Source organism: Neisseria sp. HMSC061H08, from assembly GCF_001836795.1.
Taxonomy (GTDB): Bacteria; Pseudomonadota; Gammaproteobacteria; order Burkholderiales; family Neisseriaceae; genus Neisseria; species Neisseria subflava_A.
In genome coordinates, this window is record NZ_KV830588.1 from 258320 (window position 1) to 282004 (window position 23685).

Below are 23685 nucleotides of genomic sequence, written 5' to 3' on the forward strand. Positions count from 1 at the left end.
AAGCCATACCGACAGGTGTGGCTTTTCCCTTTCCAAGTAAAGACTTTCGTAAAGATTTCCGGCCGTCTGAAAAAACCGCATATTCATGCATCAAACACGTTCGATTAAGATTGACAAAAACCAATCTCCTCTTTAAAATCCATAACTTTCTATATATATCTGGATTCCAACCATGAAAACCTTCTCTGCAAAACCCCACGAGGTGAAGCGCGAATGGTTCGTCATTGACGCAGAAGACAAAGTTCTGGGTCGTGTCGCAGCCGAAGTCGCACACCGTCTGCGCGGCAAACACAAACCCGAATACACCCCTCACGTTGATACCGGCGACTACATCATCGTCATCAACGCAGACAAACTGCGCGTGACCGGTGCTAAATTCGAAGACAAAAAATACTTCCGTCACTCTGGTTTCCCAGGCGGCATCTACGAGCGTACTTTCCGTGAAATGCAAGAGCAATTCCCTGGCCGCGCTTTGGAACAAGCCGTAAAAGGCATGTTGCCTAAAGGTCCTCTGGGCTACGCCATGATCAAAAAACTGAAAGTGTACGCCGGCGCCGAACACGGCCACGCTGCACAACAACCTAAAGTTTTGGAACTGAAATAATAAGGACACGACATGAACGGTAAATACTACTACGGCACAGGCCGCCGCAAAAGTTCAGTGGCTCGTGTATTCTTGACTAAAGGTACCGGCCAAATCATCGTAAACGGCCGCCCCGTTGACGAATTTTTCGCACGTGAAACCAGCCGCATGGTTGTACGTCAACCTCTGGTTCTGACTGAAAATGCCGAATCTTTCGACATCAAAGTTAACGTAACCGGTGGTGGCGAAACTGGTCAATCCGGCGCCATCCGTCACGGCATCACCCGTGCACTGATCGACTTCGATGCAGCTCTGAAACTAGCCCTGTCTCAAGCAGGCTTCGTTACTCGCGATGCTCGTGAAGTTGAACGTAAAAAACCTGGTTTGCGCAAAGCACGTCGCGCAAAACAATTCTCCAAACGTTAATACGTTTTCAGAATCGAATCAAAAAGCCTTGCTTTGCAAGGCTTTTTTCATTTATCAAACAATAATCCAATATCCCCGCAATATATGATGAAAACCCTGCTCCACTACGCCAAATCATTGCTTCAGGCTGTGATTCTCTTCATCTTCTTATCCCTGATTGTCGACTGGGTGCGCAAGCCTGACCAACCTTTGCAGTCGGCAGCACAAACACTGACTTTAACCAATGGTCAAACCACTTCCCTCCAATCCTTCAGCCAAAATCGGGTTGCCGTCGTTTATTTTTGGGGCAGCTGGTGTCGTATTTGTTCATACACATCATCAACCATAGAAAAACTGCACCAAGACAATATCCCAACATTGGGCGTAGCCTTGCGCTCCGGAAGTGACGCGGACATTGCCCACCATATGCAACAAAACAATCTATCCTTTCCAAACTTCAACGATTCAGACGGCCTGATGGCTCAAAAATGGAACATAGCCGTCACACCAACCATTATCATATTAAAAGATGGCAAAATGATTCATCACACATCCGGACTTTCCAGTTATATCGGATTAAAAATCAGAATTTACTTGGCAAATATCTTCAGCTAAATTCATTGAAAATCCACTAAAAATAGGAAATCTAAAGAATAATTTCACCTGAATACATTCAAACAATTCAATTTCATAAATAAATAAACTATCGCTTTCCCAATAACATATCATTTTGTTGAGATTATAAAGAAAATAGACTAAGATATAACCATAAGAACAATTGGAAACATTATTATCAAAACAAACTGTTAGAGATTCTCATCTAATATTGTGGCAGTGATGCTTTTGTTCCCATAAACCCGGCTGCCGACGGCAGCATTAAAAAAACAGCAATATTCGCCTTTATCAATCTACCTCACGCTTCAACGGTTTGATTTTTGATAACACCGGAGACTTAGTAATGCCCAACCAATCTAAACATGCATCTATCAATATCGGTCTGATTCAGGCACGGGAAGCATTGATGACCCAATTCCGCCCTATTCTGAACCAAGCCAATATCACTGACCAGCAATGGCGTATCATCCGGCTCTTAGCGGAAAACGGCACACTCGACTTTCAAGATTTGGCCAATCAGGCCTGCATCCTTCGCCCCAGCCTGACCGGCATTCTGACTCGCCTGGAAAAAGCAGGTTTGGCCGTTCGCCTGAAGCCTTCCAACGACCAACGCCGTGTTTATCTGAAACTAACGCCCGAAGGTGAGAAACTCTATGAATCCATCGGTGCATTGGTTGACGAACGCTACGATGCGATTGAAAAAGTTCTGTCCAAAGAAAAAATGGCACAACTCAAAGAACTCTTGGCAGAGCTGGCAAAAATCGAACAGGCATTAAAATAAAGAAAGCCGGATGACAGACTCAACACACACACTCAAGGGACCATTTCGAGATGCCATGGCCTCCTGTGCCGCCGGCGTACACGTTATCACGACAGACGGCGAAACGGGACGCTATGGCATTACTATGACTGCCGTAACTGCCGTTACCGATGAGCCGCCGACGGTCATGCTGTGCATCAACCGCCAATCCGCCATCATTCCCATCCTGCAAGGCAACCGTGATTTGTGTATCAACACGCTCAACGACAGCCAGCAGGATGTTGCCGAACATTTTGCCGGACTGGCCGACCTCTCGCCCGAAGAACGCTTCGAATACCATATTTGGCATAGAGGACAAACCGGACAGCTCGAAGTCGAAGGCGCGCTGGCGCACCTGCACGGCAGCATTGTCGATCAACACGAAATCGGCACGCATTACGTCTTTTTCGTTCAGCTCAACGAAATCCGCAATACCGACACGCAAGCGCCGGCATTGCTGTATTTCCGTAGACAATTCAAATCTTTGGCATAAATAAAGGTCTCAGGCCGTCTGAAACATCGGTTTCATTTTTCAGACGGCCTGAGACCTTTTCTGTTTCACACATTATAGGCACACCCATGAAAGCAATGATACTGGCCGCCGGTCGTGGCGAACGCATGCGCCCTCTGACCGACCATACGCCCAAACCCTTACTCGAAGTAGCAGGCACGCCGCTTATCGGCTGGCACTTGCGCCGCCTGCAGCAGGCCGGATTCAATGAAATCGTCATCAACCACGCCTGGCTTGGCCAACAAATTGAAGACACCTTGAAAGATGGTTCGGACTACGGCGTGTGCATTGCCTATTCTCCAGAACTCGCCGGAGGCCTGGAAACCGCCGGTGGCATTGCCACCGCCCTGCCTCTTTTGGGCGACGAGCCGTTTTTGGTCGTCAATGGCGATGTGTTGACTGACATTGATTTCCAAGCTGCACGACTGGCTGCCCAGCGTATGCAGGAACACAACCTTCTCGCCCATTTGTGGCTGGTGGATAATCCGCCCCATCATCCCGAAGGCGACTTCAGCCTGCTTTCAGACGGCCTGGTATCCGCCTCATCTGCAGACGGCCAAGCCCTGACTTTCAGCGGCGTGGGCGTTTATCATCCCGCACTTTTCAAAGATACCCCGGCGCATCAGGCTGCCAAACTTGCCCCTCTGTTGCGTCAAGCCATGAGCCAAAGCCAAATCAGCGGCGAACACCACAACGGCCTTTGGTTGGACGTCGGCACAGTCGAACGCATGCAAGAAGCCGACCGTGTCGCCCAAAGCTGGTAAAACAAAAGGGGCGTATCCGATACGTCCCTTTCAATATCAAAGGCCGTCTGAAAATATTGACCAACTCAGTTTTCAGACGGCCTTAATCTATCATCAAGCTTTAGCCAATTTCTTTTCTTTCTTCATTCCCAACAAGCCATTGACAATCATCACGCACAATCCCGACCAAATCAGGCCATAGCCGATCAATGCGCCTTTTTGCACCGGCTCACCCAGCCATACAATCGACACAATAAAAAGCAATACAGGCTCCAAATAGCTCAACATGCCGAACACCGCAACCTGCAACAACTGACTCGCCTTCAAATTCAAATGCATAGATATTGCGCTATTGAAGCCTAGCAACACAATAAAGAAAATTAAAACCGGTTTGGCCGCAATCATCGCCGGCGTATCCGTTGCAAATATAATATACGCCAACGCAAATGGCGTAATCATCATCAAATCAAAAGTCAGACCGATTAAAGAAGGCACACCCAGTTTTCGGCGTGGCAGATAATAAAACGGATAGGTGCCGAACACCCATACAGTCGTCCACGAAAACGCACCCGACCGTACCAATTCACATGCCACGCCTGCACACGCCAACGCAACGGAAACCGTCTGCAATCGGTTTAAACGCTCTTTAAACCAAATCCGTCCGCCCAGCATCATCGCCAAAGGAAACAGGAAATAACCCATGGCGATGTTTACCCCTTCCCCGTTGACCGGCCCCCAGACAAACAGCCACAACTGGCTGGCAAATATCGGCGTCGGCAATACAATCAATAGCCACCGCTTCCAATCGCGGCCGATATTGCTCGCAAACCGCGCCGCCGCCCGCCAACCGTTGACCATCGTCATCAGCACGCATAAAGCCGACAACATCGCCACCATACGCCACGCGAAAATTTCTGTGCCACTCATCGGCTGCATCCATACGCCGTACAGAAACAGCATGGCAAACAACAAATTGGACGCTATCGCAGCCAGCAAACCTTTGGATAAATTCGTCATTTCAGACTGCCTTTTGCAATCAATCAAAGTTAATATTGTAGAAAAAACGGATGAAAAAATTACTCATCTTTTTGAATGAAGTTGTACCGCAAACATCCGTTTCATTAAAGGCCGTCTGAAAACCATATCTTCAGGTTTTCAGACGGCCTTTCATTGCATCGAAGCAGTCTAATACATCAGCCCTGCTTCACAATATCCGACAGCGGCCAACGCGGTTTGACATTGAATGCACCGACAGCCTGACGCTCGGCAAGACGCATCGCACCGGCAAAGGCAATCATTGCGCCGTTGTCGGTACAGTATGCCATCGGCGGGAAATAAACATTGATTTTTTCTTCCTGCGGTTTAGGTTTGCCTTTTTCAAACGGCATTTTGACGGTCAACCGTGAAAACTCATCACGCAGTTTCCAGTTTGCTCCCACACCGCCGGCAACCACCAAAGTTCTGAAGCCTGTATCCAACAACGCTTTTTTGGCTTTGGCCGCCAACACATCGACTACCGCATCTTGGAAAGCGCGGCAAATGTCGTTACGCGTCTGTTCGGGAATTTCATCGCTGCCGGTTTCGGCACGGACTTTTTCGACAGCGGTCAAAACGGCGGTTTTCAAACCAGAAAAGCTCATCTGCAAATCGTGCGAATGGAGCATGGGGCGTGGGAATGTGAAAGCATCAGGCGTACCGAGTTTGGCCAGCTCGGATAATTTGGCACCGCCGGGATAAGGCAAACCCAACAGCTTGGCCGTTTTATCGAACGCCTCGCCTGCCGCATCATCCACGCTCTCACCCAGCAAGGTGTAATCGCCGATACCGCGTACAGCCATAAATTGCGTATGTCCGCCCGACACCAGCAAAGCGACAAATGGAAACTCGGGCTTGTCGTCTGCCAACAAGGGCGAGAGCAAATGGCCTTCAAGATGGTGGACGGGGATAACGGGCTTACCGATGGCAAATGCCAACGCATTGGCGAAGCCCGAACCGGCCAGCAATGCGCCGCCCAAGCCCGGGCCTTGCGTAAAGGCAACCGCGTCGATGTCGGCATAGCCTACGCCTGCTTCCTTCAAGCAACCTTGCGTCAACGGCACCACACGGCGGATATGGTCGCGGCTGGCCAATTCGGGGACAACGCCGCCGTATTCGGCGTGCATCGCCATTTGTGTGTGCAAATGATGCGCCAACAGGCCGCGCTCGGTATCGTAGAGCGCAACGCCGGTTTCGTCGCAAGATGATTCAATTCCTAATACCAACATGGTTTGAGGCCGTCTGAAAAAATGATTAAAAACGATTCAGACGGCGTTTTCTCCGAAAACGGAAAAAGGCCGTCTGAAATAAAGTGCGGAATAAGCGGTTTACAAAGTGCCGTAAGAATGCAGGCCGCTTAAGAACATATTCACGCCGATAAAGGCAAAGGCGGTAATGACCAGGCCGATGACCGCCCACCAAGCCAACACTTTGCCGCGCCAGCCTGCCACCAGCCGCAAATGCAACCAGACCGCGTAATTCAGCCAAACGATGAATGCCCAAGTCTCTTTCGGGTCCCAGCTCCAATAGCGGCCCCACGCGTCGGCCGCCCACAATGCGCCGAGAATGGTGGCAATGGTGAAGAATAGGAAACCGACGGCAATCGCTTTGTACATGACTTCTTCAATAACTTGAGATTGCGGCAGCCATGATTTTTTGCCCGCATCTTCTTTTCTGAGCGCCAACAGTTCGGCAATACCCAGCATGGCGGCGATACAGAATGCGCCGTAGCCGATAAAGTTGGCCGGAACGTGGATTTTCATCCACCAAGACTGCAAAGCAGGAATCAGCGGCTGAATGGTATGCGCCTCGCGCGAAACGCTGTACCACAAGACAAATCCGACTACGACCGCCATAAAGCTGAAGACAAATCCGCCCAGTTTTTGTACGGCAAAACGGCCTTCGTAATAGAGATACATCAGCGCCGTAATGACCAAGAACAAGATAAATACTTCATAAAGGTTGGAAACCGGAATATGGCCGGCATCGGGACGCAGCAGATAGCTTTCATGCCAGCGCACCAGCAAACCGACAAAGCCCGCCATCGCGGAAACCCACGCAAACACGGTACCCATGCCCAAAAGCGTATTGGACGGCACATTTTTGCGCACCGCCGCTATCGCGCCGATGATATAGGCAAACAAGGCGAAGAACACAAACGCGCATTGCCACATAATCGCCGACTGGCTGCTTAACAGGTATTTGAGCAGGAAGCCGTCTGCGCGTTTGATGTCGCCGCCATACAAATCAACGGCCAAATACGCCAAGCACACGCCCACAGGGATAAACCAGCGCATCGGTTTGAAAAACCAACCCAGAAAAACGGCAATACCGGCACTCGCCCACAAAATTACCATTTCGTAGATGTCCATGTGCAGACCGGACTGGGTTTGGGCAATAAACGCACCGACTGCAATCAGCAGCGCAAATGCCCAGTCGAAAAGGTTGAGGTTTCGGATAAATGATTTGTGTGTCAGAAGCTCATGCTCGGGCAAGGCCTGATGTTTGTTATTCATGGTTCAAATCCTTGGCAAGCTGCTGCAATTGCCGTGTGTGTTGCGGAAATTCTTTCTGCAAGTCGCGTTCGTTGCGGCTGGAAGACATGGCAAAACGGATACGGCCGTCTGAAAACAGCAGCCAAGCACGTTTTTCACGAATATAGAACATAAACACCGTACCCAACACCAGCAATACCGAACCCAAATACACCAGGAATGCACCCGGCGAGCGGGTCATCTGCAGGCCGGAAGAGCGCACTTCGGTAAAACTTTCCAGTTGCAGCATCATCGGCGCGGGATATTCGGTCAAACCGGTGTAAGCATCCATTGCATGCAGCAGGAAGCGGTTGCGTTTTTCATCTTGCGGCCAAGCCGGCAGGTTGTATGTGCTGATCGTATCTTCCAAAGTGGCATTCATCACGCCATAGAGCATCTCATAGAAATAGCCCTGCATTTTTTCCTGCTGATCTTTCGGAATATTGGTGGTAACAAATTCGTCTAAAGCCAAATAGCCGCCTTTGGCAAAAATCGACAAAGTGTTTTCTGCCGCCGCCATGAATTGCTCACGAATTTCGGCAGGCGCGCCTTTAACGGCGTTGACAACGGTTTTACGGCGTGCCGCATCGTCTTTCAAATATTGGCGCAAAGCCATAAAGGTATCGATTTTACCGTTTTTATCTATCGGAATGCGCAACCAGCGGTATTGCTGCGCCAAGCCGCTGCGTGTGCCGGTAATGAAGAAATAGTCTTCATCTTGTTTTACCGGCAACATATAGTTTTTATATTCGACCGCCTGCCCTGCTTTGTCGCGGATGCGGTAAACGATAGACGGGCCGATGTTGGTGTATTTTTTGCCTTCTTGACGGACGGAGCGAACATCGTTAATGGCGGATTTCAGGTTCTGCTCTTTTTCAGACGGCTCGCTCATGTCTTCGACGTTCATCGAAGTAAACTGGTCGAATTCCAGTTTATAAGAGGTCTTGCCCAAATCCAGCGGAAACTCACGCATGGAAGTCGCTTTAAGTTTGACCGGCGTACGGTCGGCATCAGCCAGATTCCACGCTTTAAACGTCAAGTCCGAACCGCCGTCGGCAAAACTTGCCTGATAAACCGTAATACCGTGCAGCGTCAAAGGATGATTGACGCGGATGGTGTGTTCGCTGACTTTGCCGGTCGCTTTGTCTGTGACTTCCAAGTCGCTGGCGAAATCGCGCGGCATACCGGTATCGTAAAAGTCGATATGGAATTTCTTCAATTTGACGGAAAACGGCAAGTCTTGCACCAGCATGCCGTTATCCGCATTCAGAAACACCACGTCCGCGCTCTGCCCTTCCGCGATATTGACGTTGCCCCTAAACGACAGGTTGGATTCTCCCAACACGCTTTCGGGCTTAAAGTCTTTGGCATAAACCGCCGTATTGTCCGGCACGACTTGGCCGGTAAGCATACCGATTTTCAGCAGGATATTGCTGTCTATCAAACCGCCCAAACAAATCACAATCAGCGCGGCATGGGCAAAGATATAGCCCCATTTGTTCATCGCGCCTTTTTTCGCCGCCACCAAAACCGAACCGTCTTCACGCGTAACGGTTTTGCAGCCGTAGCCTTGTACTTCCAAATAACGTTGCGCAACTTCAGGCGTCACCTGTCCGTCTAAAACGATGGAATGGCGCATTGCCGCCAGCGATTTTTCCTTCGCGTTTTCACGGAACGAACGAATCTCGCGCAAAAACGGCGGAACATTGCGAATCAGGCACAATCCGGTGGAAATCACCAAAAACATCATGATGACAACGAACCACGCCGAGGCGTACACGTCGTACAAGCCCAAAAAGCCGAAAATCTGCGACCAAAACGGGCCGAATTTCACCAAATAATCGACTTGTGGCTGGTTTTGCTGCAAGACCGTACCGATAATCGAAGCCACGCCCAACAGGCTAAGCAGGGCGACGGCAAAACGCATGGAGCTGAAAAAGGCAAACCAAGGTCTGCGGATGAGTGGGACGGATGATGAAGATTTACTCATGTTTCAACTGTCGGCTTTGAACAACCCAATCAATCGGGCTGCGATGGACGTTATGATGCGAAAGGAAGAATACTGCATATTGTAGTAAAAATCTTGCTGTCGCTATTTGAAAAAACCAATCAGGCTTATCGGCCTATATTGGCTAAGGCCGTCTGAAGGGTTTTCAGACGGCCTGTATCAATAAGCTCGTTTCAAAACGAAATTAGTGCAAACCTTGGATGAAGTTGGCTACTGCGTTCAACTCTTCTTCGCTCAGACGGTTGGCAATATCGGCCATGATGGCGTTTTTGCGTTGGCCGGATTGGTAAGCTTTCATTTGCTCGACAACGTAAGCTTTGTGTTGGCCGCCCAGACGAGGATAGGCTTGGATTTCAGTACCGCCGCCAGGGATACCTGCGCCACTAGGACCGTGGCAAGACATACATGCCGGCAGTTTTTTAGCGCTCAGGCCGCCGCGATAGATTTTTGCGCCCAGCTCTGGGTTTTCTTTAGGATTGGCTTCGCCCGGTTTGCCTTGTTGTTTGGCATAGTAGGCGGCAGCGTCGCGGATGTCTTGTTCGGACAAGTTCATCACCATCGGTTTCATTACGCCGGCAGCACCGTGCGTACGGGTACCGTCTTTGATGGCCATGGTTTGACCGTAGGTGTAGGCCGCAGCCTGACCTGCCAGTTTAGGATAAGTTGCGATACCGCTGTTACCATCGGCTGCGTGACACGCCGCACAGATAGTAGTCGCTACCTGTTTGCCTTTTTCAGCATCTGCTTTAGGGGCAGCGGAAACCGCACCGGCAGCCAATACCAAGGCCAATAAAGTCAATCGTTTCATGGAGTGCTCCTGATTACAGCATTGCGTACCGCGTCAATGCCTTTTTTATACTCAAATACCGGGGAATTTTCCCGATTAAAACCGATAATTCTATAAACGTGCTATTCTATACCAAGTTTACATTAAATTACTACTCAAATTACCAAACTGCTGCAACATAAATGCCCGATACAAATTATGATGTTGCAGTTTTGTTTCCATGCAAGGAAATACTGATGAACCTTTTTCAAAACGCCAAATTCTTTACAACGGTCAACCATCTGAAAGACCTGCCCGACACGCCGGCCGAGATTGCCTTTGTCGGCCGAAGCAATGCCGGCAAATCCAGCGCTATCAATACTTTAACCAATCATGTGCGTCTTGCCTACGTTTCCAAAACACCGGGCCGCACCCAACACATTAATTTCTTTGAACTGGAAAACGGCAATTTCATGGTCGACTTGCCCGGCTACGGCTACGCGCAAGTACCGGAGGCCATTCGTGCGCACTGGGTCAAACTCTTGGGCGACTACCTGCAACAACGTCGCCAACTGATCGGCCTGATTTTGATTATGGACTCACGCCATCCGCTTAAGGCTTTAGACATTCAAATGCTGGACTTTTTCCACATCACTGGTCGCCCTGTGCATATCCTGCTGTCAAAAGCAGACAAGCTGTCTAAAAACGACCAGATTAAAACTTTGGCGGCGGTAAAAAAATCACTCAAACCCTACACCGAGCGTCAAAAAATCAGCGTTCAACTGTTCTCCAGCCTGAAAAAACAAGGCATGGACGAAGTCAATCAAGTGGTCGGTTCATGGTTTGACGCGCATCGCGAAGAAATCGAGAATCTTGCAGGCGAAACATCGCCTGAGTAATTGTAAAACAAGGCGGAATAAGATGAATTGACCAACCGCAAATCTTATTCCGTCATTTGTTTTCTCGCCATCGCGTTTACCATTTAATTCGGGGGCATGTCTCACACATGCCTTTTTTTCATCACGCTTTTTTTGTTTTCACACGCAAACCACAATCTCCGCCAAATATGCCATCACAACATATCAGCAAGGCCGTCTGAAAGCGCGGCTTCGTTCTCCATTATTATTAAAATGTTAATTTTAGTATTGTCACCAATTACACATCTTAGCGTTTTGCTCATATTCAGCTAATTGTTGAGACATAGAATGCATTCATCGTTCAACAACACAGTAGGAAAGAAAATCATGAAACGCATTAACGCTTTTATTTCAAAAAAACTCATCATTGCCGGTATTATTGCTTCAAGTTTGGGCGTTGCCGGTGCGGCAGGTACCATGGCTTTCAAAGAAGGTATGTTTGCAAAGGTTTCCGGCCAGCAAGCAGCCGCAGCAGCAGTAGCAGAAGTGGGCGGCGTCGTTAAAGATGTCGATTACAAATACAAACAACATTTGGGAGGTCGTTACAAAGTAGAAATCTTGAAAGATAGCGTCGAATACGAAGCTTTAGTTGATGCTCAAAACGGCAAAGTATTGGCAGTAACACAAGATGACGATCAAGACAAACGACACTTTGGTAAACATGATAAGCATCATAAACATGATAACTATGACAATACCGAACCCTCTTCATCGCAAAATACAGATTATCAGGCTCCTGCCGATGCTGCACCTGACACACCTGAAAATGCAACCACTTCCGAGGTAACAAAATCTTAATTTAAACTTTAAAAAAGCCAATGCCGTCTGAAACTTTCAGACGGCATTGGCTTTAATGCAGCATTATTTAAAACACGATTTACATCAAGCCAATCGTTTTCAGACGGCCTTTGCACTATCTTTGCCGCCTACCCAACCCGCTTCTTTCAATTTCCTCTGTTGCGCATCATAACGTGCTTTTTCCGCCCAATACATTGTCTGGATACAGGCATCGCCGCATTCACTGCCGCAACATTCCCACGACTCGGGGCGGACGGGTTCGTCTAAAAGCGGTTCGCCCAAGATGGCTTCGGCTTTATTCTTCAGGGTCGTATCCATCGGCAATTTCCAAGCGTGCGCCGTCAAATTCAATCACTTCGCCGCCGCGTATTTTGGCGGTCTTACGGGTTTCGGTTTCGCCGTTGCGCAACACCAGCCCTTCGGCGATAAACGCTTTTGCCTGTCCGCCACTTTCGGCAAGGCCGGCCAATTTCAACAGGTCGCATAAAGCGATGTATTCGTTGTCTTCAAGATAGACTGTTGCTTCCATCATTCAATCCTTTTCAATAATGGCGATATTTTAACATGGCCGTCTGAAAGAAAGCCTCTTCTGTTTTATTTGCTTTATCCAACCCCATTACATTTGGTTTTCAGACGGCCTTTAGCTGCCAACCCTGCTACAATACGCCTTTTATTGTTCACGCCGATTTTGCCATGACCGAGCCGACCTATATCCCCCTGCGCCTGCATACCGAATTCTCGATTACCGACGGTATGGTGCGGATTAAAAAACTGATTGCCAAAGCGCAGGAATACGGTTTGCCTGCTTTGGGTATCAGCGATTTGATGAACGAATTCGGCTTGGTGAAATTCTATAAAGCCTGCCGCGGTGCAGGGATTAAGCCCATCGGCGCGGCGGATGTATGGATAGGCAATCCGAATGCGCCCGACAAGCCGTTCCGCGCCATGCTGATTATCCGCAACGATGCGGGCTATCTGCGCTTGAGCGAGCTTTTGACGGCGGCTTATGTCGGCAAAGACCGCAATATCCATCATGCGGAACTCAATCCCGAATGGCTGGAAAACGGCGACAACAGCGGCTTGATTTGTTTGAGCGGCGCACATTACGGCGAAGTGGGCGTGAATCTGTTGAACGGCAATGAAGACGTGGCGCGTGCGGCGGCGTTGAAATATGCGGCGTGGTTCCCCAATGCGTTTTATTTAGAGCTGCAACGCCTGCCCGAACGCCCTGAATGGGAAGCCTGCGTTTCGGGCAGCGTGAAACTGGCGGAAGAATTGGGCTTACCGGTAGTGGCAACGCATCCAACCCAGTTTATGAGCAGCGATGATTTCAACGCGCACGAGGCGCGGGTGTGCATCGCGGGCGGTTGGGTACTGACGGACAAGAAACGTCCGCGCGATTTTACGCCGAGCCAGTTTTTCATTCCGCCGGAAACGATGGCCGAACGTTTCTCCGATTTACCTGAAGCCTTGGAAAACACGGTGGAAATTGCCAAACGCTGCAATCTGCACATCACATTGGGCAAAAACTTCCTACCGCTCTTCCCTACTCCGGACGGTCTGTCGCTGGATGATTATTTGGTGAAACTGTCCAATGAGGGTTTGCAGGAACGCATGGTTCAGCTTTATCCCGACGAGGCGGAGCGTGCGGCAAAAATGCCGGAATATCAGGAACGTTTGGATTTTGAGCTGAACATCATCATCCAGATGAAATTCCCCGGCTATTTCCTTATCGTACAAGACTTTATCAACTGGGCGAAAACGCACGGCTGTCCGGTCGGGCCGGGCCGTGGTTCGGGTGCAGGCTCACTGGTAGCGTATTCATTGAAGATTACCGACCTTGATCCGCTCAAATACGCGCTGCTGTTCGAACGTTTCTTAAACCCCGAACGCGTTTCCATGCCCGACTTTGACGTCGACTTCTGTCAGGCAAACCGCGGCCGCGTGATTGAATATGTGCGCGAGAAATACGGCGCGGAGGCGGTCAGCCAGATTGTCACCTTCGGCACGATGTCGTCCAAAGCGGTCATCCGCGACGTGGGACGCGTGCTGGAACTGCCGTTCATGCTGTGCGACAAACTGTCCAAGCTGATTCCGTTAGAAGCCAACAAACCCCTGAGTTTGGAAAAAGCCATGGAGGCCGAACCGCAAATTCAGGAATTAATCGAAGCGGAAGAAGCAGACGAACTGATTACGCTGGCGAAAAAGCTGGAAGATTTGACACGCGGTTTGGGTATGCACGCAGGCGGCGTGTTGATTGCACCGGGCAAGATTTCCGATTACAGCCCCGTGTATCAAGCGGACGAATCCGCCTCGCCCGTATCCATGTACGACAAGGGCGACGTGGAAGACGTGGGTTTGGTGAAATTCGACTTTTTGGGTCTGCGCAACTTAACCATTATCGAAATGGCACAGAACAACATCAAAAACACCACCGGCGATATCGTCGATGTTGGCAAGATTCCGCTTGACGACCAGGCCGCCTACCAAATCTTCCGCGATGCGAACACCACCGCCGTCTTCCAGTTCGAGTCGACCGGCATGAAAAAAATGCTGAAAACGGCGCACACGACCAAGTTTGAAGAACTCATCGCCTTCGTATCGCTCTACCGCCCCGGCCCGATGGACAACATCCCCGACTTCGTCGCGCGTATGAAGGGACAGGAATTCCAATACATCCACCCGCTGCTCGAAGGCATCCTTGCGCCGACTTACGGGATTATGGTGTATCAGGAACAAGTGATGCAGGCGGCGCAGATTATCGGCGGCTACTCACTCGGTGGTGCAGACTTGTTGCGCCGCGCCATGGGTAAGAAAAAACCCGAAGAAATGGTGAAACACCGCGAAATCTTCGCTGAAGGCGCGGCCAAACAAGGGATTTCGCGCGAAAAATCCGACGAAATCTTTAACTACATGGAAAAATTCGCCGGCTACGGTTTCAACAAATCCCACGCCGCCGCCTACGCCCTGATTTCCTACCAGACCGCATGGCTCAAAGCCCATTATCCTGCCGAATTTATGGCGGCAACCATGTCGTCTGAATTGGACAACACCGACCAGCTCAAACATTTCTACGACGACTGCCGCGCCAACGGCATCGAGTTCCTGCCGCCCGACATCAACGAATCCGACTACCGCTTCACGCCGTATCCGAACATGAAAATCCGCTACGCACTCGGCGCGATTAAAGGCACGGGCGAAGCCGCCGTCGAATCCATCATCGCCGCGCGGCAAAGCGGCGGCAAGTTTACCGGCCTCTTGGACTTCTGCGAGCGCGTCGGCAAAGAACACATGAACCGCCGCACCCTCGAAGCCCTGATACGCGGCGGCGCGTTCGACAGCATCGAACCCAACCGCGCCATGCTCTTGGCTAACATCGACCTTGCCATGAACAACGCCGACCAAAAAGCCGCCAACGCCAATCAGGGCGGGCTTTTCGACATGATGGAAGACGCCATCGAACCGGTGCAGCTCATCGACGCGCCCATGTGGAGCGAATCGGAAAAACTCGCCGAAGAGAAAACCGTCATCGGCTTTTACCTGTCCGGCCACCCGTTCGGCCCGTATGCCCAAGAAGTCCGCCAAATCGCCCCGACCAAATTAGGCCGTCTGAAACCGCAAGACAGCGTGCGCCTCGCCGGATTCGTGACCGCCGTGCGCACCATGATGGGCAAGCGCGGCAAAATCGCCTTCGTCAGCCTCGAAGATTTGAGCGGGCAGATTGAAATCATGGTCAGCGGCCAGACGCTGGAAAACTGCGCCGACTACCTCAAATCCGACCAAGTGCTGATTATCGAATCCAAAGTCAGCCGCGACGACTACGGCGGCGGCGACGGGCTGCGCATCATGGCAAACCAAGTCATGACCCTGCAAATGGCGCGCGAACGCTACGCCCGCAGCCTCGCCCTCGCCCTCGCCCCCGGCCACGACATCGAACGCCTCGCCGCCATCCTCACCGCCCACCGCCTGCCCGATACGGCGCACATCCCGCTGCAACTGTCGTACAGCAACGGCAAAGCATCGGGCAAATTGAAAATTGCGCCCAAATGGATGGTAACGCCAAGCACCGCCTTGTTTGAAGAACTGGAAACACTGCTCGGCAGCAGGGCAGTCCGCGTGAATTGGTAACACTAAAGGCCGTCTGAAACCATACGTTCAGACGGCCTTTTTCAATTTCATTACAAAAGCTATTTTCCTTTATGATTTTTCTAGAATGAAAGTATTGCCATAAAATAAATACCCTGTAGTTTTAACAAATTCTATCCGGCGTATTCATTCCTAAATCAAAATATTGTGCCCAAACATAAGGCTATACCATCACTGCAATAAATGTTGCAAGCACCAATATACAAAAAATCTGTCGTCGTTTGGTTTTTTGTGTAGAAATCACGACATAGCCTAGCTTTCCCGACGTGGTACTTTCAACCCCATACTCTTCACGACACCGTTCTGATCGGTTTCTTTAACCGTCAATGAAAACCCGTCAACGACAATGCGGTCGCCCTCGACGGGCTGCGCGCTGCCTCCTCTGGATTGAAACCATTCGAGCAGGCTCATACCGGCTTCGCCGTCTTCCAGCTTCAACCCGTACGCCGCTGCCAAATCGCCGGTATTGACATACGGGTCGACAGCAAATTCGCCGAAGAAATCGAAATTTTCGCGCACATTCTGCCCGGTTTCACTGAAGTATTTCGCCATTTTGTCCACTTGGCTGTCAGGCAGGATATACCAAGCCGTATCGCCTTCCCTCAAAACCGTATCATTCTGCATTTCGATTTTCCGCCCGTCACGTATCAGCGCGAAACAGCGCAAGTCAAACGATTCCGAAATGGGGGCAACGGCATCGGGATGCTTGCCTTCCGCCTCAGATTCCTTCGTTACCTTGAAAGAAAACAAAGCCACAGCTTCGCGTTCCGACAGCCAAATGTCGTGCATTCCTTCCGGCTCGGGTTTGGGCGGCATGGCGACCTTGAGCAGACGCGCCATGACGGGTATCGTCGTTCCTTGAATCAGCAGGGAAAGTACGACGACGGCAAAGGCGACATCGAACAACAGTTCAGAATTCGGCACGCCCATGACTAAAGGCATCATCGCCAAAGAAATCGGTACTGCGCCGCGCAACCCGAGCCAACTGATGTAGGCTTTTTCACGCACACTGTATCCGAATTTCCACAAGCCGCTGAAAACGGCAAGCGGACGGGCGACCAGCATGAGGAATACGGCGATAACCAAGGCATCGACGCTTTTTTCCCAAACGCTGCTGGGCGTTACCAACAAACCCAGTACGACGAACAAAGTCGCCTGCGCCAGCCACGCCAGGCCGTCCATCACGCGCCAAACGTGTTCGGTTGCGCGGGTATGCTGGTTGCCGACGATAATCCCTGCCAGATAAACCGCCAAGAAGCCGCTGCCACCGATGGTATTGGTAAATGCGAATACCCACAGGCCGCCTGACACAATCATCAGCGCGTACAATCCTTCCGCAAGGTTCAGACGACGTACGAGTTTCGCCAACACCATTCCGCCCGCCCACCCCATCAGCAGGCCGAAGCCGATTTGGAGCAGCAGCATCCATAAAAACGCCAACACACCTGATTGTTCGGGGTTGGTAATCATGGTAATCAGGGCAGTAACTAAAAAAATCGCCATCGGATCGTTCGCACCGGATTCGATTTCCAAAGTCGCCTGTACCCTGTCATTCAGGCGCACGCCGCTGTGGCGCAGCAGACTGAACACGGCCCCCGCATCGGTTGAGCCGACAATCGCCGCCATCAGTACACCGAATTTCCAATCCAAACCCAAATAGAACGTGGCGAACAATCCTAAAGGCAACACGGTGGCAAACACGCCCCATGTCGCCAATACCGCAGAAGGCTTCAATGCAATTCGGAAACTTGAAAGCTGGGTCCGCAACCCGCCGTCAAGCAAAATGACGGCTAACGCAAGCTGGCTGATGACGTTGGCCAAAACGAAATTGTCAAAATCGATGCGCCCGATACCGTCCTCACCCGCCAACATTCCAACCGCCAGAAACACTAACAAAAGCGGCATCCCCAGCCTTGCCGACAAAGTGGTCGAAACCACGCTTAAAAACAATAACGCCCCGCCGAGCAAAAACAGATTGTTCATCCAGTCCACGTTGCAAAAGTCCTACCGTTAATAAAAACGAGGCGAAATTGTATCATAAAATCAATAAGATTTACTGAAGGCCTACCCATTATACAGAAATAAAAAAACCGTCTGAAAGACGGCTTCGTTCATACAACAAACCGCTTTACCCAAACGGCTTTTTCTGCCAATAAAACTTACCCCTTCTCAGACGGCCTTATTGTATAGAGAGATTATCTGAAAAGTTTACTGCAAAAAGCTTTTGGCCAATAGGTAAAGGTAGCCCAAAACAAAGGTAAGCGACAATCCCGAAATCATGCCAAGCACCCAGTAAATACATTGGTTCAGTACAGATTTTGAGGCGGTAAGCCGCAGCAGTTTGAAATACAGGGCAAACCAAGCAAAGGGGGGGGGAAAATACACCCCCCCTTTTTCTACAAATGCCCCATATTAAAGGTCGTCTGAAAAACAGTTTTATTTAACGATTTCAACCGGGCCGTGGTCGTCGCAGTGGTCGCCGTGTTGGTGGTGCAGACGGCCGTTGACGATGTAGTCGACGTGATCGCCGTGCGGTACGGCTTCGTGGCCGCAACCTTCGCCGTGAACGTGGCCGTGGCAGGTGTCAACCGGATGGCAGCCGTCAGGGTTGGTTTCATTAACGCTCAGGGCGTGCTCGTCGTAATGGCCGTTGTGTTCATGGTGCAGGTGGCCGTCGTGCAGATAATCGACGTGGCCTTCATGTTTGATGGCAGTGTGGCCGCAGTTTGCGCCGTGGACGTGGTCATGATGTTCGTGGGTTTTGCAGGTCATTTTTTCTCTCCTAATGTTCAGTGAATAGCAATTTTTCGCGATTGATTCTTTCATTTTATCTTTTTTTTGATACAAACGTAAAAAATTTTACAGTTATTAATATATTGTTACGATATATCATCTGTTGATATATAAGCCTATTTTATTTTTCAGACGGCCTTTCATCTATAATTCATTTATTTTCAGCGAGAACTTCAAACCCTTCCGGCAATGTAAAATATCGAATTTTTCAGCCGTAACAGGTAACATGGAAACAAAGGGATGGGTTCTTCAAACAAACAGGTACTGCAATGGGAAAACAAGCCAGACTTTATATGGTTCGCAGCACGCAAGGTGCGCTTTATGACGTATTTTTTGAACGCGGTGTGGCGGCGTTGGCCTGGCCTATGCTGGCCGAAGCGGCGGCCAAGGGTTTTGGCCGTGAGGAACTAACGGATATTTACCGTTCGGCCGTGCCGGATGTGAAGTTGAGAACGGCGCAATCGGGGGCAGCTCAGATGTGGCGGTTTGTCAACGAGTTGGCCGATGGAGATGCCGTATTGACCTACTCGCCTGCCCTGCGCCGTTATCGGGTCGGCAGGATTACGGGCGGCGCGGTACATTGTCCGCAATGGGACGATGAAAAAATGTCGCTGGTGCGGCCGGTTGAGTGGCTGGGCGAAGTGTGCCGCGACGATTTGAGTGCGGCGGCGCAACGGGCTTTGGGCAGCGTGGCGACTTTGTTTGCGGTATCGGAAACGTGTGCGGCAGAAATTTTTGAACGCGTGGGTTTTCAGACGGCCTAAGAAGGGAAAGGAAACAGGATTATGTGGAACACCATGCATGAATGGCTGAACGCTTTGCCTGTCAGTGAAGAAATCATTAAATCGACATTGATGTCGGTATTGATGATTGTGGCCGTTATTGCCGGGCGCAGCATTTTGCTCTCGGCGCATTTTCGCAGCCATCCGGATTTGAGCATCGAAAACAAACGCCGCTCGCTGGTGTTCAGCCGCAACGTAACCATGCTGCTGATCCTGCTCGGGCTGGCGATGATTTGGGCGGCGCAGATTCAAACTTTGGCCTTGTCGATGTTTGCAGTGGCCGCGGCGATTGTGGTGGCAACCAAAGAGCTGATTATGTGTTTGTCCGGCAGCATCCTGCGTTCGGTAACCAAACAATACTCCATCGGCGACTACATCGAAATCAACGGCCTGCGCGGACGGGTGGTCGATATCAATATGCTGAACACGCTGATGATGCAAATCGGCCCTAATCCGTTGATCGGCCAGCTTTCCGGCAAAACGCTCTCGTTTCCCAACAGCCTGCTTTTGAGCCATACCGTGCGCCGCGACAATATTTTGGGCGATTATGTGATTCATACGGTGGAAATCCCCGTACCGATTCATTTGGATTCGGACGAAATCATAGGCCGTCTGAAAGATGTTCTTGAGCCATTGTGCGAGCCTTATGTCCCTGCCATCAAGCAGCATTTGGAAAACGTGCAAACCCAAAAATTGTTTATCACGCCCGCCGCCCAGCCGCGTGTATCCCGAGTGCCACATGATGACAAAGTGTACAACATCATCGTGCGCTTTGCCTCACCCGTGGCCAAACGCTTGGAAATCCAACAGGCGGTTTTGGACGAATTCTTACGCACGCAATGCCGATTAATCAATAAGTTAAAATAGTCCAGTTTATATATACTATCAAATACCTTACAATACCGAGGTTCACAATAAACAATAAGGAAAAGTCATGTTGCCCGAATCAGCCCTTGCCGAAATGTACCCTGTAATCATGACCCCCAGCCATGACGGCAAATATTTCCACAACTACACCCTCTCACTTCTGAACATCGTCCACACCAATGCCGCACACGGCCTGCCGCTTCAAGTGATGATGCAGCGCGGCGAAAGCCTGATTACGCGCGCGCGCAACAACTGCGTGGCCACATTCTTAGAAAACAAAGAATGGACGCATTTATTTTGGATTGACTCCGATATCGGCTTCTCTCCCGATTCATTCTACCGTCTGCTTTTGGCCGACAAAGACGTTGTGGCAGGCATTTACCCGCTCAAACGCGACAACTGGCCTGAAGAAGGTGTTCCGGCCGGCACGACTCAAGCCGACTTCGAGCGCATGTACACTTCTTATACCGTCAACACCAGCGAAAAAAATGAAAACGGTGAAATCGTACTGAAAGTCGATGAAGACGGTTTTATGAAAGTTCATGACGCGCCAACCGGTTTCATGGTTATCAAGCGCAGCGTATTTGAAAAAATGATAGAGGCCTATCCCGAGTTGAACTACGTGTCCGACAGCGACTACAGCCCGGAAAACAAAGGCCTGCACTACCGCTTCTTCGACTGCATGGTTGATCCTGAAAGCAAACGCTACCTGTCCGAAGATTACACCTTCTGCCACCTCTGGCGTCAAATCGGCGGCGAAGTGTACGTCGATGTACAATCCAACCTGACCCACCAAGGTGCAAAAGTGTATTGCGGCTCATTTGCTGAATCCCTGCAAACTAATGTTGCCAATGCCGTATTCGCTCCGAAAGGCACACCGATGCGCCTCGAGCTGGCTGCGCCATTACACGCCAATCCGCGTGGCGCAGAATAAAATTGGCCGACAGGCAGACAAGACACTTTAATTCTATCTGTCTGCCACCATATAACGCCTATCGTTTTCTTTTCAGACGGCCACAAGGCCGTCTGAATCCATCTTATTCAGGAGAAACCATATGAGCGACAACGTCCTACTCCACTTGGGCGAAGAACCCCGTTTCGACCAAATCAAAACCGAAGACATCAAACCCGCCCTGCAAACCGCCATCGCCGAAGCGCGCGAACAAATCGCCGCCATCAAAGCGCAAACGCACACCGATTGGGCCAACACCGTCGAAAAACTGACCGACATTACCGAACGCGTCGGCCGCATTTGGAGCGTGGTTTCCCATCTCAACTCCGTGGTCGATACGCCCGAGCTGCGTGCCGTATACAACGAACTGATGCCTGAAATCACCATTTTCTTCACCGAAATCGGTCAAGACATCGAGTTGTACAACCGCTTCAAAATCATCAAAAATTCTGCCGAATTCGACACCCTCTCCCAAGCGCAGCAAACCAAGCTCAACCACGACTTGCGCGACTTCGTCCTCAGCGGTGCCGAATTGCCGCCCGAACAGCAGGCAGAACTGGCGCAACTGCAAACCGAAGGCGCGCAACTGGGTGCCAAATTCGCACAAAACGTCCAAGACGCGACCGACGCTTTCGGCATTTACTTTGACGATGCCGCGCCGCTTGCCGGCATCCCCGAAGACTCCATCGCCATGTTTGCCGCCGCCGCGCAAAGCGAAGGCAAAACAGGCTACAAAATCGGCCTGCAGATTCCGCACTACCTCGCCGTTATCCAATACGCCGACAACCGCGAACTGCGCGAACAAATCTACCGCGCCTACGTTACCCGTGCCAGCGAATTGTCTGACGAAGGCAAATTCGACAACACGGCCAACGTCGAACAAACGCTTGCAAACGCGCTGAAAACCGCCAAACTGCTCGGCTTCAAAACCTACGCCGAGCTGTCGCTGGCAACCAAAATGGCGGATACGCCCGAACAGGTTTTAAACTTCCTGCACGACCTTGCCCGCCGCGCCAAACCGTTTGCCGAAAAAGACTTTGCCGAAATCAAAGCTTTTGCGCGAGAAAACCTGAATATCGAAGATCCGCAATCTTGGGATTTGAGCTACGCCGCCGAAAAACTGCGCCAAGCCAAATACGCCTTCAGCGAAACCGAAGTGAAAAAATACTTCCCTATCAGCAAAGTATTGGCAGGCCTGTTTGCCCAAATCAAAAAACTCTACGGCATCGAACTGGCTGAAAAAACCGTCCCCGTTTGGCACAAAGACGTGCGCTATTTCGAGCTGAAACAAGACGGCCAAACCATCGGCGGCGTTTACATGGACTTGTACGCACGCGAAGGCAAACGCGGCGGCGCATGGATGGACGGCTACAAAAGCCGCCGCCGTTTCGCCGACGGTACGCTGCAACTGCCGACCGCCTACCTCGTCTGCAACTTCACTCCGCCTGTTGGCGACAAAGAAGCGCGTTTGAGCCACGACGAAATCATCACACTCTTCCACGAAACCGGCCACGGTCTGCACCACTTGTTGACCCAGGTTGACGAAGTGGGCGTATCCGGCATCAACGGCGTCGAATGGGACGCGGTCGAGCTGCCTAGCCAATTCATGGAAAACTTCGTCTGGGAATACGACGTATTGGCGCAAATGTCTTCGCACGAAGAAACCGGCGCGGTATTGCCGAAAGAGCTGTTCGACAAAATGCACGCGGCTAAAAACTTCCAACGCGGTATGTTCCTCGTCCGTCAAATGGAATTTGCCCTCTTCGACATGGGAATCTACCATCAGGAAGATGAAGGCCGTCTGAAAGAATGGCCGCAAATCTTGGACAAAGTGCGTCAAGAAGTCGCCGTAACCCAACCGCCGGCATACAACCGCTTTGCCTTGAGCTTCAGCCACATCTTCGCCGGCGGCTACTCCGCAGGCTATTACAGCTACGCATGGGCGGAAGTTTTGAGTGCAGACGCTTACGCCGCTTTTGAAGAAAGCGACGACGTTGCCGAAACCGGCCGCCGCTTCTGGGAAGAAATACTGGCCGTCGGCGGTTCGCGCAGCGCAGCCGAATCCTTCAAAGCCTTCCGCGGCCGCGAACCAAGCCTGGATGCCCTGCTCCGCCACAGCGGTTTCGACAACGCAGCTTGATTTGAAAACCCGCCGTTTTAATTGCTGATTCAACGCTAAAGGCCGTCTGAAATGTTTCAGACGGCCTTTTTATAATCCATTCAATATGTTCAGCAAAACAAATATAAAAATATTCAGCCGATAAAACCACCCAGTGCAGAACGCCGCAGCGTTTGCCAAGCTCAATATTTTCCCAATGCAAACAAACCGCCCATAAAAACAGGGCATGTTCCCCATGCCCTATCATTTGAATTTCAGACGGCCTTTCGGTTGTCAAAACTTATTAGGAACAATGAGCAAGCCCTATCCCTA

The 23685-nt window shown here is 50.7% G+C and carries 22 protein-coding genes; 13 read left to right on the top strand and 9 right to left on the bottom strand.

Features of this window, described 5'->3' with window-relative positions:
- The first annotated feature begins 172 nt into the window (after positions 1-172).
- The 6 genes from rplM to murU all read left to right on the top strand — a co-directional run bounded on the left by rplM (position 173) and on the right by murU (position 3677).
- Positions 173-604, top strand: a complete 432-nt coding sequence (rplM, locus tag HMPREF2675_RS10245; RefSeq protein ID WP_003684605.1) for a 50S ribosomal protein L13 — start codon at positions 173-175, stop codon at positions 602-604.
- A gap of 12 nt (positions 605-616) precedes the next feature.
- Entirely contained in the window at positions 617-1009 is a 393-nt protein-coding gene (gene rpsI, locus HMPREF2675_RS10250) for a 30S ribosomal protein S9 (RefSeq protein WP_070814991.1), read from the top strand.
- Positions 1010-1096: 87 nt separating this feature from the next.
- Entirely contained in the window at positions 1097-1603 is a 507-nt protein-coding gene (locus HMPREF2675_RS10255) for a protein disulfide oxidoreductase (RefSeq protein WP_070460484.1), read from the top strand.
- Positions 1604-1946: 343 nt separating this feature from the next.
- The gene (gene hpaR, locus HMPREF2675_RS10260; RefSeq protein WP_003684610.1) at positions 1947-2384 is read left to right on the top strand and encodes a homoprotocatechuate degradation operon regulator HpaR; all 438 of its coding nucleotides are present in this window, start codon (positions 1947-1949) and stop codon (positions 2382-2384) included.
- 10 nt (positions 2385-2394) lie between these two features.
- Entirely contained in the window at positions 2395-2895 is a 501-nt protein-coding gene (gene hpaC / locus HMPREF2675_RS10265; protein WP_070814992.1) for a 4-hydroxyphenylacetate 3-monooxygenase, reductase component, read from the top strand.
- 86 nt (positions 2896-2981) lie between these two features.
- Complete coding sequence (gene murU / locus HMPREF2675_RS10270) at positions 2982-3677, top strand: N-acetylmuramate alpha-1-phosphate uridylyltransferase MurU (protein ID WP_070814993.1); 696 nt, start codon at positions 2982-2984, stop codon at positions 3675-3677.
- A 93-nt stretch (positions 3678-3770) separates the two neighbouring features.
- Here the strand turns inward: murU and rarD are convergent, their stop codons facing one another.
- The 5 genes from rarD to HMPREF2675_RS10295 all read right to left on the bottom strand — a co-directional run bounded on the left by rarD (position 3771) and on the right by HMPREF2675_RS10295 (position 10041).
- Positions 3771-4673: an EamA family transporter RarD gene (gene rarD, locus HMPREF2675_RS10275; protein WP_070814994.1), complete on the bottom strand. Its 903-nt coding sequence runs from the start codon at positions 4671-4673 to the stop codon at positions 3771-3773.
- 176 nt (positions 4674-4849) lie between these two features.
- Positions 4850-5920, bottom strand: a complete 1071-nt coding sequence (tsaD, locus tag HMPREF2675_RS10280) for a tRNA (adenosine(37)-N6)-threonylcarbamoyltransferase complex transferase subunit TsaD (protein ID WP_070814995.1) — start codon at positions 5918-5920, stop codon at positions 4850-4852.
- 99 nt (positions 5921-6019) lie between these two features.
- Positions 6020-7207, bottom strand: a complete 1188-nt coding sequence (ccsB, locus tag HMPREF2675_RS10285; RefSeq protein ID WP_070814996.1) for a c-type cytochrome biogenesis protein CcsB — start codon at positions 7205-7207, stop codon at positions 6020-6022.
- Positions 7200-9152, bottom strand: coding sequence for a cytochrome c biogenesis protein ResB (locus tag HMPREF2675_RS10290; RefSeq protein WP_070814997.1), 1953 nt, complete (start codon positions 9150-9152; stop codon positions 7200-7202). Before HMPREF2675_RS10290 ends, ccsB begins: the two co-directional genes overlap by 8 nt.
- 265 nt (positions 9153-9417) lie before the next feature.
- The gene (locus tag HMPREF2675_RS10295) at positions 9418-10041 is read right to left on the bottom strand and encodes a c-type cytochrome (protein ID WP_003684518.1); all 624 of its coding nucleotides are present in this window, start codon (positions 10039-10041) and stop codon (positions 9418-9420) included.
- Between the two features lie 215 nt (positions 10042-10256).
- On the opposite strand from HMPREF2675_RS10295, the gene yihA reads away from it, so the two are divergent.
- Both yihA and HMPREF2675_RS10305 read left to right on the top strand, forming a co-directional pair.
- The gene (gene yihA, locus HMPREF2675_RS10300; protein ID WP_049336942.1) at positions 10257-10898 is read left to right on the top strand and encodes a ribosome biogenesis GTP-binding protein YihA/YsxC; all 642 of its coding nucleotides are present in this window, start codon (positions 10257-10259) and stop codon (positions 10896-10898) included.
- Positions 10899-11243: 345 nt separating this feature from the next.
- Positions 11244-11714, top strand: coding sequence for a PepSY domain-containing protein (locus HMPREF2675_RS10305; protein ID WP_283127824.1), 471 nt, complete (start codon positions 11244-11246; stop codon positions 11712-11714).
- Between the two features lie 99 nt (positions 11715-11813).
- Here HMPREF2675_RS10305 and HMPREF2675_RS10310 read toward each other — a convergent pair whose 3' ends face one another.
- Entirely contained in the window at positions 11814-12032 is a 219-nt protein-coding gene (locus tag HMPREF2675_RS10310; protein WP_070814999.1) for a hypothetical protein, read from the bottom strand.
- Entirely contained in the window at positions 12010-12243 is a 234-nt protein-coding gene (locus HMPREF2675_RS10315) for an RNA-binding S4 domain-containing protein (RefSeq protein WP_002221492.1), read from the bottom strand. The genes HMPREF2675_RS10310 and HMPREF2675_RS10315 overlap by 23 nt, the downstream gene beginning before the upstream one ends.
- Positions 12244-12407: 164 nt before the next feature.
- Between HMPREF2675_RS10315 and dnaE the strand changes: the two genes are divergently transcribed.
- Complete coding sequence (dnaE, locus tag HMPREF2675_RS10320) at positions 12408-15842, top strand: DNA polymerase III subunit alpha (protein ID WP_070815000.1); 3435 nt, start codon at positions 12408-12410, stop codon at positions 15840-15842.
- A gap of 270 nt (positions 15843-16112) precedes the next feature.
- On the opposite strand, the gene HMPREF2675_RS10325 is transcribed toward dnaE, so the two are convergent.
- Both HMPREF2675_RS10325 and HMPREF2675_RS10330 read right to left on the bottom strand, forming a co-directional pair.
- On the bottom strand, positions 16113-17852 hold the full coding sequence (locus tag HMPREF2675_RS10325; RefSeq protein WP_070815001.1) for a potassium/proton antiporter: 1740 nt from the start codon (positions 17850-17852) through the stop codon (positions 16113-16115).
- 444 nt (positions 17853-18296) lie between these two features.
- Entirely contained in the window at positions 18297-18632 is a 336-nt protein-coding gene (locus HMPREF2675_RS10330) for a hypothetical protein (protein WP_003684489.1), read from the bottom strand.
- Positions 18633-18922: 290 nt separating this feature from the next.
- Between HMPREF2675_RS10330 and HMPREF2675_RS10335 the strand changes: the two genes are divergently transcribed.
- From HMPREF2675_RS10335 to HMPREF2675_RS10350, 4 genes are all read left to right on the top strand, one after another.
- Entirely contained in the window at positions 18923-19417 is a 495-nt protein-coding gene (locus tag HMPREF2675_RS10335; RefSeq protein ID WP_070815002.1) for a restriction endonuclease, read from the top strand.
- A 21-nt stretch (positions 19418-19438) separates the two neighbouring features.
- Positions 19439-20302 (top strand): mechanosensitive ion channel family protein, encoded by an 864-nt coding sequence (locus HMPREF2675_RS10340; RefSeq protein WP_070815003.1) that lies wholly within the window; start codon positions 19439-19441, stop codon positions 20300-20302.
- Positions 20303-20369: 67 nt separating this feature from the next.
- Complete coding sequence (locus HMPREF2675_RS10345) at positions 20370-21236, top strand: hypothetical protein (RefSeq protein ID WP_070815004.1); 867 nt, start codon at positions 20370-20372, stop codon at positions 21234-21236.
- A gap of 121 nt (positions 21237-21357) precedes the next feature.
- Positions 21358-23394 (top strand): M3 family metallopeptidase, encoded by a 2037-nt coding sequence (locus HMPREF2675_RS10350; protein WP_070815005.1) that lies wholly within the window; start codon positions 21358-21360, stop codon positions 23392-23394.
- Positions 23395-23685 lie beyond the last annotated feature (291 nt).